At 63.0% G+C, this 13,638-nt stretch carries 12 protein-coding genes and 1 tRNA gene; 5 read left to right on the forward strand and 8 right to left on the reverse strand.

Features of this window, described 5'->3' with window-relative positions:
• The 3 genes from C2R25_RS09395 to C2R25_RS09410 form a co-directional block, all read right to left on the reverse strand.
• A partial coding sequence (locus tag C2R25_RS09395; protein ID WP_199183802.1) for a bifunctional DNA primase/polymerase occupies positions 1 to 1,208 on the reverse strand: 1,208 nt, incomplete at its 3' end.
• 106 nt (positions 1,209 to 1,314) lie between these two features.
• A complete protein-coding gene (locus tag C2R25_RS09405) occupies positions 1,315 to 1,584 on the reverse strand; it encodes an AlpA family transcriptional regulator (RefSeq protein WP_103728948.1) in 270 nt (89 codons plus the stop codon).
• Between the two features lie 102 nt (positions 1,585 to 1,686).
• Complete coding sequence (locus C2R25_RS09410; RefSeq protein WP_103728949.1) at positions 1,687 to 3,081, reverse strand: site-specific integrase; 1,395 nt, start codon at positions 3,079 to 3,081, stop codon at positions 1,687 to 1,689.
• Positions 3,082 to 3,204: 123 nt separating this feature from the next.
• On the opposite strand from C2R25_RS09410, the gene C2R25_RS20390 reads away from it, so the two are divergent.
• Positions 3,205 to 3,290 (forward strand) — tRNA-Ser (locus C2R25_RS20390).
• Here C2R25_RS20390 and C2R25_RS09415 read toward each other — a convergent pair.
• The 4 genes from C2R25_RS09415 to C2R25_RS09435 form a co-directional block, all read right to left on the reverse strand.
• On the reverse strand, positions 3,261 to 4,856 hold the full coding sequence (locus C2R25_RS09415) for a recombinase family protein (protein ID WP_233203880.1): 1,596 nt from the start codon (positions 4,854 to 4,856) through the stop codon (positions 3,261 to 3,263). The genes C2R25_RS20390 and C2R25_RS09415 overlap by 30 nt on opposite strands.
• Before the next feature lie 448 nt (positions 4,857 to 5,304).
• A complete protein-coding gene (locus tag C2R25_RS09425) occupies positions 5,305 to 7,101 on the reverse strand; it encodes a hypothetical protein (protein ID WP_103728951.1) in 1,797 nt (598 codons plus the stop codon).
• Positions 7,094 to 7,390 carry a hypothetical protein gene (locus C2R25_RS09430; protein ID WP_146049639.1) on the reverse strand — a complete coding sequence of 99 codons (297 nt, stop codon included), beginning with the start codon at positions 7,388 to 7,390 and terminating at the stop codon, positions 7,094 to 7,096. The genes C2R25_RS09425 and C2R25_RS09430 overlap by 8 nt, the downstream gene beginning before the upstream one ends.
• A 5-nt stretch (positions 7,391 to 7,395) precedes the next feature.
• Positions 7,396 to 8,022: a hypothetical protein gene (locus tag C2R25_RS09435; RefSeq protein WP_146049640.1), complete on the reverse strand. Its 627-nt coding sequence runs from the start codon at positions 8,020 to 8,022 to the stop codon at positions 7,396 to 7,398.
• A 193-nt stretch (positions 8,023 to 8,215) separates the two neighbouring features.
• On the opposite strand from C2R25_RS09435, the gene C2R25_RS09440 reads away from it, so the two are divergent.
• On the forward strand, positions 8,216 to 10,123 hold the full coding sequence (locus C2R25_RS09440) for a MobA/MobL family protein (RefSeq protein ID WP_103728952.1): 1,908 nt from the start codon (positions 8,216 to 8,218) through the stop codon (positions 10,121 to 10,123).
• A gap of 61 nt (positions 10,124 to 10,184) precedes the next feature.
• Here C2R25_RS09440 and C2R25_RS09445 read toward each other — a convergent pair whose 3' ends face one another.
• On the reverse strand, positions 10,185 to 11,258 hold the full coding sequence (locus C2R25_RS09445; RefSeq protein ID WP_017182125.1) for a ParB N-terminal domain-containing protein: 1,074 nt from the start codon (positions 11,256 to 11,258) through the stop codon (positions 10,185 to 10,187).
• Positions 11,259 to 11,571: 313 nt separating this feature from the next.
• On the opposite strand from C2R25_RS09445, the gene C2R25_RS09450 reads away from it, so the two are divergent.
• From C2R25_RS09450 to C2R25_RS09460, 3 genes are all read left to right on the forward strand, one after another.
• Positions 11,572 to 12,225, forward strand: a complete 654-nt coding sequence (locus tag C2R25_RS09450; protein ID WP_103728953.1) for a hypothetical protein — start codon at positions 11,572 to 11,574, stop codon at positions 12,223 to 12,225.
• Between the two features lie 46 nt (positions 12,226 to 12,271).
• Complete coding sequence (locus tag C2R25_RS09455) at positions 12,272 to 12,931, forward strand: hypothetical protein (RefSeq protein ID WP_017182127.1); 660 nt, start codon at positions 12,272 to 12,274, stop codon at positions 12,929 to 12,931.
• Positions 12,932 to 13,038: 107 nt separating this feature from the next.
• Positions 13,039 to 13,575 carry a hypothetical protein gene (locus C2R25_RS09460; RefSeq protein WP_017182128.1) on the forward strand — a complete coding sequence of 179 codons (537 nt, stop codon included), beginning with the start codon at positions 13,039 to 13,041 and terminating at the stop codon, positions 13,573 to 13,575.
• Positions 13,576 to 13,638: the final 63 nt, after the last annotated feature.

Genomic DNA, 13,638 nt, shown 5'->3' on the forward strand with positions numbered 1-13,638 from the left:
TGCGTCCGTCCAAGTTCGTCCATGATGATCGTTCCGGGGGCCAGATGCGGCAGGAACCGCGTCCCCTCCACCTTCGGAATAGTCCACAGCGTTGAGCACGTCGCGGCCTTCCATGCGTCGTCCGTGACCCTGCCCGTCTGGTCGATGATGAACCGCTTGCCACCGAGTGCAGCGTTGAACTTCTCACGGGTGTAGGCCGTGCCGTTCTTGGCGATGATCCGGCCAAGGTCAGTAACCCAAGTGCAACCCTGGAAATACGCGGCTTGCTCCGAGGCATCCAGTATTTCACCGAAGTTGCGCGCAGTGGACGGCATCTGCCCCGGCATCGGTGGCGCGGTTGGCAACCCTTCGCCATTCGCGCCGAACGCGACGGTGGCCTGCCCGGACGGGCTCGCGCTGCGCAGCAGATAGGTCCAGCCCACCACCGTCCCCTCGTCCAGAGAGCGCCACTGCCTCGCGTTGTCGGACGGGCAGTTTCGCTCGTATCGGGCGCACCACGTGTCCCAACAGAATTGCAGCGTGGTGTCATCGGCAAGCCCGGTCCCGGACTGCCGTACAGCGGCGGACAGCTTGATCCACTCATCGCGACCTAGGTCGTTCGGATCAATGGAATCGAGCGCCTGCAACCAATGGTCGAAAGACGGCGCGCGATCCGTTCCTAGCGGCTTCCGGTCCCTGCCACTGCCACCACTCCCCGCCGCCACGGCCCATTCAGGCGCTGGCGCAGGTGGCCCGGACAGGAACGCAGCGTCGTATAGCACCACATAACCGCCATCTCCGCGCCGATCGATGCCTTCGCCCAGGACGCCCGCGTCGGTCGGTGCCGATGCGCCGTCAGGCACGCTGACAAGATAGTGCATCCCGCCCGATTGCGTGCGTTGCGACGCTGTTGTCGGAATGGACCAGCCTCGCGCCGCCATTGTTGCGGACCCGGACTTGCCGTTCTTCTCGTCCACATCGATCGTCATTCGCCCGCCGCCCATCGCGCAGCCAATGCGGGCGTCCGGGAATCTGGCCCACATGGCCCGCACTGCGTCGGGATTGGTAGTTGCCAGCTTGCATCCGCCCGTGCCGTCCGAGGGCACGGGGATGCCGAGTGCGGAGGCCACGTCAGCGTTGCCGTAAGGCGCGTGATTGTCCGGACGAACCGGAAATACGGGTTGGCCGGTCGAGACGGCCCAAAGCGCCCATTCGAGGCCATTAGGCACAGCAGGATTGCCGCAACTAGCGGTTTGAAGTATATTCGTCATCGCTGATACTCGCATCTGACCCGCTGACCGTCCTGCTTCGGTCAGCGGGTTTTTTCATTTTGGATCAGGCTGCGCGATTGCGAGCCGCTGCGCCAACGGGCGCGGGTGCGACGGTGGTTCGGTCGGCCCACCAAGCGCGCACATCCGCCGCGTCGAAATACCTTCGCGTCAGGACGTAAAACGGCTTCGGAAACCCGAGGCGCTCATCCTTGAGCCAGCGATGGAGGGTCATGTCCGTGACGCCCCCACAAATCTCGCAAACCTGTTTCGCCGTCAGCATCGCGGGCGCGCTGGCATAGGCTCGCGCGAGCCTAATTGTCAGTCGTGAAAACATTCCGGAATCTCCATGTTGCCAAATATAGGCAACAGGAGCCTGACAATACGTAACACCGTCAAGTAAAAAATGAAGATGTACCCCTAGATCAGTTATCTTCATTCATTCTGTTACGTGGGATGTAGTTACATGCTCGCAAAACCGTTGATAGCGACGTAGCAATGAGACGTATCTACGCCATTGCGCAGGACGTGCGTTGATCGCATCGCGAAATCGCTTTCTGGTTTTCAATCTTTCATATGCAAGCCGGACTTGTTCATCCGATGCAACATCGGTGACGAAACGGGACCACATGATAAGCGCGTCACGCTTTTCCTCGCAGTAGTCGTGTTGGTTGTAGTGCGCGTCCATGCGACTGCCGCCGCTTTTGTGATTTAAGACCGCATCGCGCACGTCGCTGGGCACGCCTAGTTCTGCCAGTCTGGTTTTCACCGTCCGACGCAGATCGTGCAGCGTCCACGGCTTATCGAACGCAAGTTTTGCCTCAAGAATGTCGTGAGCCCGCTTGTGACCGGCGTATGCGGTATCACCTGACCGTCCCCGGAACACGAACCCGTCACCCCGGCCCGCCTTATCTAATTCCTCTAGCGTGGCGGCGGTCAGGTGGACTGTGTGCGCCTCGCGATTCTTGGTTCGAGCGCCTGCCATCGTCCATAGCGATCGGGATCGATCGATCTCGCGCGCGGTCAACTGCGACACTTCCTCCTTGCGCTGTCCGGTCAGCAACAGCATCCGGACGATGGTGGCAAATGGGAACGGACCGTCTTTCGTAGCGGTCCATAGTTTGCCTATCTCGGACAGCGACAAGACTCGCGTCAACTTACTATCCGATGACTCCAGTTTGATGCCGGAAAATGGGTTGCTTCCGATGATGCCGACGCGCGGCGAGGCGCACCAGCCAAAGAATGCAGATATAGTCCGGTGGACTGCATTCGCCATGGATGGGCGATCGGCACATGATCGGATGATCCCGTGCAATTGAGCAAGGGTCACGTCCTGAATCGGGCTGGTCCCGATCGCTTTGCAAATGAACCCGTCAAAGCACGTCCGATAGTTCGCGAGGGTGTTAGGACGCAGCGGTTCATTTCGCTTAGTCCGCTTTTCCACAAGGAAGCGGTTTGCAGCTTCTCGGACGGTGATGGCGCGCGCCGCTTCCTGTTCGGCCTTAGCGGTTGGATCGATGCCTTGAGCGATCAGAGTTCGCGCCGCGCTTGCCGCTATACGTGCTTCCGCCAGCGTGCGCGCCTCGCCTTCGGGAATCAAATCGACCGGCGCAAGTCGCTCATCAATGACGGGTCCGATCGTCAGCTTCTTGGTGCGATCGTTAAAGCGGAACCGTAGCACCCAGGATCGCCGTCCAGTCGGGTAAACTACAAGGTGCAGGCCACGGACTTGGCCGTCTGGATATTCTGTCCGCACCACTGGCCCGGTCGGATCGCCCTTCGCCGGTCTCGCCTTTGCGGTTCGGACTGTCGCTGCCGTCAGGTCTTTTGCCATGTGCCATCCTAGGGTAACGCAGGGGTAACGAAACAGGCCGGTTTGGCACTGTTACCCCGTGTGAGTAACATTGCGTCACATTGCAGACGATTGGCGATTTCGCAAGGGTTTGCCGGGGGCTTGGCCCCATAACAATGGGCAACAGAAAATCACATGTAACATCATTCGTAATGATGGGGTCACGTGTTCGAGTCACGTAAGCGGCACCATTCCCGGTCAAAGATGGGCACCATGCCCTCTAGGCGCGGGGCACCGTTGCAGACGCCGTTTTCCAGCACGGCCTTCGGGCCAGAGATAACGATCTGCTCCTTGGAAACGGTGACGTTCGATACCAGCATGCGCAGGTAAGCCTTCCTCAGCGTTGAATCGTCGTCGCGTAATCTGGCGGACAAGAGTTCGCCGAAACGCTTGATGCTGGTTGGCGTGATCTTTCGCGAACCCTTGGTGAGCTGGGTCTCCAGTGTATCTATGCGTGACGTGGCGGTCGCGAGTGCGGAACGGTTCTCATCCATCCGCTTGGCGAAGATAGGATCGCGCGGCCCCATCTGGCCTGTCTCCACAAGGATGAGGAGGCGCTCGATGGCGGTACGAAGCCGCGTCTGCTCGGCACGGGCATGGAGAAGCTCCTCCTCACGCTGGATCCGCTTCTGGTCGGAAAGGTTGAGAACGTCGGAAAGGAGCGTCTCCAACCGCTCGGGGGCGAGCAACTGCTTTTCCACAGCGTCCAACACGAGCCCATCGAGAACTTCCCGGCGCATGCTCGGACCCGCGCAAGCCTGGCCCTTGTTCACGCGATTGGCGCAGACATAGTAATGATACTGCCCGGCCTTGCCGGATCTGATCGTCATGGCGCAGGCGCATCCCGGCATGCCACATTTGGCGATGCCGGTAAGCATCGTCGTCCCGGCCGCGATATGGGGCGCCGTGCGGCGTGGATTGCGAGAGGCGCGTAGGGCGTTGACACGGTCGAACTGCGCCTGTTCGATGATGACCGGGCAAGACACCGCGATCCAGTCTTCGGGATCGGGTACATTGCCGTCGTCATCAACCGTCTTGTCGTAATATACGCCGGTATAGGTGATGCGTCCCAGGATGCCCGCGAGATTGCCGTTCGAGAATTTGGCGCCGCGGAGCGTCGTGCCTCGCGCGTTGAGGGTCTGAACGATCCATCGTCCGCCGCGCCCCATATCCGCCCAGTCGAAAATCTCGCGAAGAACGGACGCCTCTGACGGGACGACGCGCAGCTTCATACGCTCCTTGTCGCCATCCTTCCTGGCGACATATGTTTCGTAGCCAAAGGGCACCGGGCCGCCATTGTAGAAACCCTGGCGGGCGTTTTCTCGACGGCTCTTGGAGGTATAGATGGAGGCGTCGATGGCCTGCTGCTCGGCAACCATGGCGCTGATCGTCTGCCCCAGGCGCTTGGTCCGCCGACCCTCGCCGAAATTCTCGGTGATGGAGATCACCTCGACTCCCGCGTCCGCAAGACCATCGAGGGAATTGAAGAACAACCGCATATTGCGCGCCAGCCGGGCAATCCTGTAGATCAGGACAATGTCGACGGGGGAAGGCGTGTCTGTCGCCTGCTCGATCATGCGGTTGAAAGCCGGCCTGTTCGCGGACTGGCCGCTCAAGCCGGTGTCCGCGAACTCCTCGACGATCTCGATACTGTTTCGCCGGGCATAGTCATGGATCGCGGTACGCTGGGCCTCAATGCTCTGCGCCTTGCCGTCTTCCTTATCGACGCTCAGCCGCAGATACATATAGGCTCGCAATCTGGCGTCGCCTCTGGATCCCCGGCCGTGCTTCATTATCCATCCTCCGAAAACAGGGCGGCGAGGTCGGAGCCAAGCGTCGCCAGAACGATTTGAATCTCTTCGCGGGAAATAGGCAAGTCAGAAGCGAACTGGCTGTAGACCGGAATGGGACGCATGACGCCGCGGACGGTCCGCTTCTGCGGCTCAGTGCTGTCCGCTGCGGTCTCGGCTTCTGGTCGACGACAGCGGAGCGAACGGTCGGAGGGTCTTCCCTCCGCGTCGGCGTTTAGACGCCACGATCCGTGTTCCGTTGCCATGCGGGGAACTTGCCCCGTCCGCCAAGCAGCCACCTAGGATGTCTAATAAACGCCCCCGGTCTGTGAAGGGCGGCTAAAAGCCGCCGTGCTCATGGGACGGTCGTTACCTTTTCTCTGACGCGGATACGCTGCCTTATTCAGCACCGCGCTTACCGAGCCGCGGCGCGCGCAAGTGCGGCTATGATCGTCTCGCGGCTGACCGTGGGTTTGGTCGCCTTCGGGAACGCGAGCTTCGGCATTATCGGCGTGCCCTTCCTGTGGCGTGGCGCCTTGGGAAATGCGAGCTTCGTCGCGTTGATCAACAGGCTGTGGAAGAGCGGATCGCTGGTCAGCACCGAGGCGCTGGTCGCGAGTTGGCAGGCGATCCGCAGCGCGATGCGGCGCTTGGCGACCCGCTTGTAGAGCGCCGGGAAACATGACTGGAGGAACCAGAGCGCCAAAGCGACCATGCCGGCTTTACCCCTGAGCGCCAGTCGGCGGTCGCCGGATCGGATCGGCTGCAGCAGCCGTTTGAACAGTCTGCGGTCGCGCTCGGGTTCCAGCCAGGCCAACGGGTTGGTCCGGCCCGCCGATCCCCGCGCGGGATAGAGGGGAAGATAGAGATGCAGCGTCTGCATCACCTCTTTGTGGAGCCGGTGATGAGCCTGGCTATCTTTGGGATGTTCCCCTTCCTTTGTCAGCATCTTGCCGCCGATAACGGTGAGGATACGGTCGGCCAGCGTAATGCTGCTGGCCGCATCGACCGCCCCATTGAACATCATGCCGATTTCGGTGACGCCCAGATGAACTATGTGCGACCCTGCGATCCCAAAATAGAGGTCGAGATCATCGTCATGATAGCCCAGCCCCTTGCCGCGCACGCGCTTGCCATGGATGTTGGGCGCCAGGGTGGCGGCGAGGAGTTCGTGGGCGCCGTGTCGGGTGCCGGCGCTTTGCGCATTGTCCCAGTCGACGCGTCCGCCATAGAGCGAGGCCAGCACGCCGCGCGCCTCCGCCCGGCTCAGGTCGCGACCGGGGATAAGGAACAGCCGCGCCCTCAACGCCTCTGCTCTCATCGGCGCCTGGTCATAAACGGCGCCAGTGCGGCGTCGGGCCTGGATGCGCGCTTCCATGACGTGGCCACGCTTCGCCTTCGAGCGTGCCTTGTCGCCAATTTCCAGCCGGACATCAGCTGTGGTCGCGCGCGCGGCGAGCAGACCGCGGTAGAGCGCGACGACCCGCTGCACCTCACCAATCGCCATGATTGCCATGATCGGGGGCAGTGAGAGACCGGGAATGGCGTGAGCCCCTTCTGCCTGCGTACCGAGCAACGGGCTTCGCTTCAGCGCGAGGCGATATTCGCGGGAGAGCAGGAGCACATACATAACCGGATCGGCTGCGCGGATGGCGAGGAGCCATGTCGCGATATCCGCGATTGAGAAGCCGAACCGTCGGCTAAAGGCATCGCGCACCTCATCGAGGGCGTTCACCCTGGTCTCATTCGCTTCATCGACCTCGTCGAGGTCGTAGGTCCCCCTCTCTGTCCTGGGCGGTTCGGTCCATCCGGGAGGGCGCAGCCCCATGCTAATTTCCAGCCAGCCGACCAGTCCCTCGATATCTCTGGGGAGCGCATCGATCGTGCGGCCTGCAACACGTCCGTCCGGGGACGCCGCCCGCGCGATCTGCAGGATCGGCGACCATTGCAGCAGCGGGTGACGCACGCCGCCCGGCATGGCGAGGCCGGCGTCGCCAACCCCGGGCGCGAACTCGTCATGGCCGACAAGATGGGCGGCGAGAGTGGCCGCATCGGGCAGCCCCGCCGGAACAACCGGCGGGGGGAGGGAGGGATCGTCCTGGTGCGCGATCAGGGGAGCTGCCAGCAGGACGATGTCGGGCCGGCCGCGCAACTGGAAGGAGAGCAAGTGGCGTTCCACCAGCGCGCGGATCTGCTGCCGGATTTCAGCCACCGTGGCGGTCTTTTCTGATTTTGGCAGCCAGCGCCTTGCGCTTGTCGCGGTTCTCCTCGGCCACGACTTTGTTCCAGCCGTCGAGCTGATCCATGATGCGGTTGAAAGCGGTGGCGAGGTCATTGTGGCGCAGGAGCGCGCGGTCTCCAGCCGCATCGTCTTCGCCCTCAAGGTCGGGGAGCAGGGCCTCCATCGCCTTCTTGTAGCGGTCGAGCTCGGCCTTGAGGCTGTCCGAGCCGACCACTTCGATCTGGCGGCCATCTACGCTGGTGATTTTCATCCTAGGCACGGGCTTTATCCTTCGATGGTGTAGTTAAGGTTAGCGCCTTGGGTTTCGAGCCAGTCGGCTGCGCCGCCCCGGTCGAGGCCGACAGGCATGGCGAGGTCGAGCAAGGTGGCGGTGATGCGCACCAGTTCGCGCTGCCCCATGGTGATCGGCTTGTCGCGCCAGACCCCCGCTTTCACCGCGTCGGGCTGGGCCTGCCAGGCGGCAAGCTGCTCTTGGTAGCGGATCCAGCGACGCTGCCAGCTGAGGGCAAGGCCGCGCGCGTGCAGTTCGTCGCGATGCGTATCGATGATGCCGGGCAAAAGGCGCCCGAGATAGATGCCGGGCCGTTCGTCATGCGCGTCCAACAGGAGGCGGACGAGACGGGGGATGGGCAGGCTTCGCAGGCCCATCAGCGCATAGGCGTCGCCGCCCTGGAGACCGCAATCGGCAAGGTCGCCGCCCAATGCATAGGCATGCCAGTTCCGATGCGGTTCGACCGTGTCGCCGGCGGTGACGTCCCGTCGGGCTTCGCGCTGCTCCCGCCTGGCCTCGGCCAGCCGGTTTTCGCGCTGCGCGATCTCCTGTTCCAGCGCCTGGCGTTCGTTATGCCCGAGCTTGTTTTCGGCTGCGGGCGCGATATTCTTCTTGTCCATATGCTCCTCCATGGGTGGAGCATGGTTTCTCCCATCAGCAGGAATTGGCGCCCTAGGATGTCTAATAGTTCAGGGGGTGGAGCGACCCATGCGGTGTCCTGGTGCAAGGCCATGACGCAATAGACATCCCAGCCAAGGTCCAAGGAAGGGGAGTATAAGGGGGGTCTGTTTGGCGAAAGAAAGTGTTTTGACGATGTCAAAACGAACACAGACCCCCCTTCACCCTGGTCTTGCGAGTTCGCAAGACCAGCGTCAGCGCCAGGCGGCGCTGACGGCGCAGTTCAGTTTCGTGGATAAGCGGCGTGGCGATATATGGCTCAGCATCGAACGCGCGGGCGAGTTCGTCGCCCGCTGCAAGGATGAGGCGGCAGCCGCATTCCGGCTGCGCCGCGAAGCCCGTGCGCGGACGGCCGAGGCGATCGAGGAAGCAGGCGTTCGCCGCCGGTTTCTCGCCGAGCAGCGCGCCGCCGACCGGGCGATCGCGCGCTTCTGGCGCCGGTTCAGAACGAAGATCCGCAAGACCGCGGAGCGCCGGCTTGCCCCGAAACGCAAGAAGGCGCCCGCAGGCACGGGCCGCTCGCGCAGTCCCGCAGGGCATGTGCGCTTGCCTTCCTATGGCGGTCCCGTCATCGACAGCATGGGCCGTCGCGGCGTCTATATGGATGTGCGCTATTATGGTGCGCGGCGCGCCCGCGTCGGTGTTGCGCGGCGGCTGGTCGTTTACATCACCCGGGATGAGGCGCTGGAGTTGGACGGGGCTGGTGCGCCGATCATCCTCTCCAATGTCGGCGGCGATCCGGCAGAGCAGGCCATGGCGTTCGACCTGGTCGAGGCGCTCAACCGCGCGGCGCAGGGCGATGCCAAGATCGTCTTCAGCATGATCGTCAATCTTCCCCATGACGTGTCAGCCGACGCGCGGCGCGATATTCTGGCCCGCTTTTGCGAACAGGCGTTCGCCGCGCACGATCTGCCCTATGTGGCGACGGCGCATTTGCCCTCCGAGGAGGGCGACCAGCGTAACAATCATGGGCACATCGTCTTCGCACTCCGCCCGCTCCAGCATGCGGGCGATCATGAATGGGACGCCGGTCGCGAGGTGCGGACCGAGTTTGACACGAAGGAACATTTCGCCTTCTATCGTAAGCTGTTCGCTGAGGTGATGACGCAGGTGACGCGCGAACAGGGCAAGCAGCGCAGCTACACTCATCTTTCCAATGCTGCGCGCGGCCTCAGGAACAAGCCGCTGCAACCGCTCGGCCCCGCCAAAACGGCGGCGGTCCGTCGCGGCGAATATGTGCCGGAGAATGAATATAATCGCGTCGAAATCGCAAGCATCGAAAGGCTGCTGCGCGAGGATCGCACCCGCCGCCGCCTTGTCCGGCAGGAACAGCGCATCGCTGAGCTGCGGTCCGTGCACGATGCCATGATCGCGCCGCTGGCGCCCATGGATATGCCGGTGCTGGCGAGGGCATTCACGATGCCGAGCATCCGGCAGGAAAGGCCGCCCGTGCCGGTCCTGTGCGTTTCGCGTCAGCCGAAAGGTGCGCCCGGCGAAACTCTGGTTCACGCAACAGCCGCCGCCCTTGCGAGTTCGCAAGCCCTGTCGGTTGTCGCGGAACGCATGAACATTGTCTTCCGCATGGGCCAGCCGGTGAAGGCTGTGCGCATCCCTGTCGCAGCACCGCCGCATCGCCATATAATCATGCCGCTACTGGCGTCGCGGTCGGTCGAGCGCCCGATTCCCCAAATGCGGCGGATCGAGCCCGGCAGCCTGGGATCGAAGGTAATAGCAGGAGCCGTGCCGATCCTGCCTGCGCAAGCGCGGTTCGATGCGCATCGAATGCCGCTTATTGGCCGTGAGGGGCCGCTCATGGATGAACCGTTCGTGATCCCTGGCGCGCCGTTGCCGATGATCCGAAAGGAGCGGGCGCCGATGGTGAAATCGGAAGAGCGCGTGACCGCGACCGACCTGGCGGATATGATGCGTCTGCATGCGGAGGCCACCCGGCGCTCTGCCGATCGCGCGAAGGCCAAGGCGCGCAAGCGGGGAGGCCTAGGCACGCCGCGCTGGGGGCTGGATGGCAATGGTCTTGGCGGATAGCCAAAGGAAAGGGCCGGCTGCCGCCAGCCGGCCCTTCATCCGCGCCGCATTGCCGGATCGGCTATCGGCTTTTGGCCGCGCTCTTCTTCATGAGGTCGAGCAGCCAGTCCGAGATCAGCATGTGCACCGCATCGATGTCCATGCCAGGCCGGCGGAAGGCCGGGGGAATGCGGACCGTAAAGCCGCCGCGCCGGTCTTCCCTGGCGGTGGCGTGGCGCGTGCCCTGCCGGTCCACCAGATCGTCGGCAGCCGCGTCGAGCTTTCCGGTTGTGAGGTACCGTGCGGCAGCGGGACCGGGAAGCGTCTGTCCCATGGCAACCAGCCGATCAGATCGCTTCTGCATGGTCTTCGCCATGGCGGGCGATCCGAGGCCATGCTGGAGTTGCCCCGCGAAATTTTCCGACAGGCTTTCAGGATCGGTGACGATGGTCAGCACCCACTCGGGCAGCGCGGCGAGGAGGGCGAGGCGGGACACCTTTGATTCCGCGACGCCCAACGCCTGCGCGATCCTGGCCTGGCTCGGCTCCACATGCTTGAGCGTCCAGACGATGCTGCGCGCCTGCTGCATCGGCGTGGGCGGAAGGCGACCGACATTCTGTGCGGCGGCAAAGGCGAATGCCTCCTGCGGTGAAAATCGGGCGACGCGCGCAGGCAGGCTGATCGCCATGCCTTCGGACAGAAGCTGCATGACAACGGCATGACGGCGATTGCCCGAGAGGATCGGAAAGGGCGAGTCTTCTTGCTCGACGATGATCGGCTCGATCACGCCATGCGCCAATATGTCCTGGCGCAGTTCGAAATCGCGTGCCTCGTCATAATCGATTCCGGCACGCGGTGAGCCCCAATAAGGAAGGCACAGTTCGGGATCGACCAGAAATACCGGACCGATCCGCTCCAGCAGGTCGCCGGAAAGATCACGGGTGTCGTCCCCCATGGACAACGGATTTTCGGCACCGTCGGCATCGCTGTCGCCGGTCTTGGTTGGTTCTAATGCGCGATGCCCTTCATCAGGGAGGGGTTGATCGGGATTGGCTGTGGTGGAAGCTGCTGTTTCGGCCTGATGCTCGCCAAAAAGCGTGTCTTCCATCGGCCGCAACGGCGACTGCTGCGCGTCCATATCGGCATGGTCCAGCATGACTGCTTGTCCTTTCGTTTCCGTCGCAAGGGCGCGACCTGAAACGTCCTAACGATGCCCGAGCTTGTCTCCTGGGATGTCTAATGGACCGGTTTGCGTGAGGGTTTCGGCTGTCGGCAGCATGGAAAAGGCGCCGCTGGCGACGCCGCTGATTTGCAGGCGAGATGAAGGTTTTGGAAGGAGGAAAATAAACAGGCGCAAGCCTGCGCTTCTTCCAGCCTTCGCTCACCGCCGGCCCAGCCGGTCCATCCAGCACCGCGTAGCACCACCACCGTCGAGCAGGCGGGGCAAGGCTGCGCCATCGGAGGCTATCATGCTCCCATCGCATACCATCACCACATTCGCCCTTTCCACCATAAATGCCGGTCATCCGACGGTCCGCGATGCTGACCTGGCTGTCGGCGCCGCCACGCTGACTGTCAGGGTTGCGGGCGGCAAGGTCAGCTTCGACCTGTCCACCTTCATCCTGCGCCCCATGGAGCCACCCGAGAATCTTCTGGCGTGGATCGAAAATCGGCTTGGCGACGAACAGGCGACGCTTTCGGTCTACTGGCCCAATCGCGTGATCCGGCTGCTCTCCAGTTTGCCGGGCGCCGCCTTCTCCCCGGCTATCCGCGGCCTGAGTGGCAAAGGAAAACAGCCGATCATCCGCCTTCAGTTCAAGGATGAGGCCGGCTTCATGCCTTTCGACAAGGCGTGTGGCCACGTCGGTATCCCCTGCGCATCGACCGATGCGATGGAGCGCTTCGTCGCCTGGTGTAACGCCGACATCGACCAGATCGCCGTCGATGCGGAGGCCGACGCGATCGCGCTGTGGAAAATGACCATAGACGCGATCGAGCGCAAATCCGGACTCGGCGTCGAACTGGCGACCGTGCTGCGGCGGCATCTCGCCCTATGGCTGCGCGACACAGATCGTATGTCCACGCGCATCCACCAGGCCGATCTCGGCCAGACCCTCAACTGACACATGCGCCGCGCCTGCGGGCGCGGCCCTTCACAAGGACATCATCATGGAATTGATCGATCTCACCGTCGAGACGCGCGGCTTTGCATCACACAGCATTGCGCTCAGCCTGCGGACGGCCGCGACATGTCATGGCATGCGCTACCGGCCGGATTGCAGAATAGTCTGCGGCATTGGCCTGCTTGCGGTCGAACCGGCCGATGACGGCGGTTACCGGTTCGAAGCTGCCGGCCGTTACCTTGGCGGCGATGACACGCCCGTCGATCTGCTCGACTGGCTGGAAGCCCAAATTGTGCCGGGCGCTGCCATCATCAGCTGGCATAATTGGGGTTCGGTCCCGCGGCGCCTCGCGGCTATCGCTGACGCGCAGCGTCACCCGGCAATCCTGGCAGCGGCTGGAGATGCCAGGGGGCGATGGCGAGACCTGCCCTATGGCGACACCTGGTATCTGCGTCAGGCCCGGTCCCTTCCCGTGCCATGCATCTGTCCCAGCGAACAGCAGGTGGCGGATTGTCAGGCGACCGTACCGTTGGCGCTGTTGCCGGACTCTGAAGTCGCTGTTCCACAGCTGATCGCTGAAGCTGCGGCAGGTTGGCGGGCGTGGGCTCAGATATTTGCGGGACTCGATGGCGAAATGCCGGCCATCCGGGCGCTGCGCGACTTCGAAGCCTGGCGCGCGGCAACGTCGATCACCAGGCGCGACTGAACGCGCCCGCGTGAGGCGGGAACAGACAGCAAATGAAAGCGGGATCCGCGGGAAGCGGAAAAGAGAAATCCCCGGCCACAAGGCCGTCACCTGATAGGAGTAAATTGATGACTCATCCTTACATCGCCAATGGCCAGGCATGGGCGTTCGCACTGCGGCTGCTCATGAACTATTCCTGGTTCCGGCCCGTCCGACATGGCGTGGTCTTTGCCAGCAGCGGGCCGCGCTGTTCTGAAGGAGAGGCTCACCTGGCTGGGCTCGCGCTCGAGATGGGGTGCGATATGGTTCACCTGACCTTCCCGGACATCGACAGCGGGACACCCAGCGAGATCGGCCTGCTGCTGCTGGGCGTGGACGGGACACAATGGTTGCCCGGCTGCCGGCTGTTCGCTGCAAGCACGACCGCACCGGTCCTACTGTTGCACGGTGACCGGGCCTGGCATGTGGACGAGCGAAATCAGCTTGTCTCGCGTCGGTTGCCGCCCAGGCACCTGCGCCAACGCGGCGAACAGATCGCCTGGGACCGGCTTCGCGAAACAGCCATGACTATGGGACCGGTCGCGCTCGAAGGCGACAAATGGGTCGCGCCGGGACAGGCCTGCGCCGACGGCATTGATTTCAGCACCATCAAGGTCGCGGCCTGATCCGTCCATACCGTCCCATCGGGCCACAGTCCGATGGCTCTGTGACGCCGCCCCATCAGGGCG

Origin of the sequence: Novosphingobium sp. HII-3 (genome assembly GCF_002916655.1) — a bacterium.
Lineage (GTDB): Bacteria > Pseudomonadota > Alphaproteobacteria > Sphingomonadales > Sphingomonadaceae > Novosphingobium > Novosphingobium panipatense.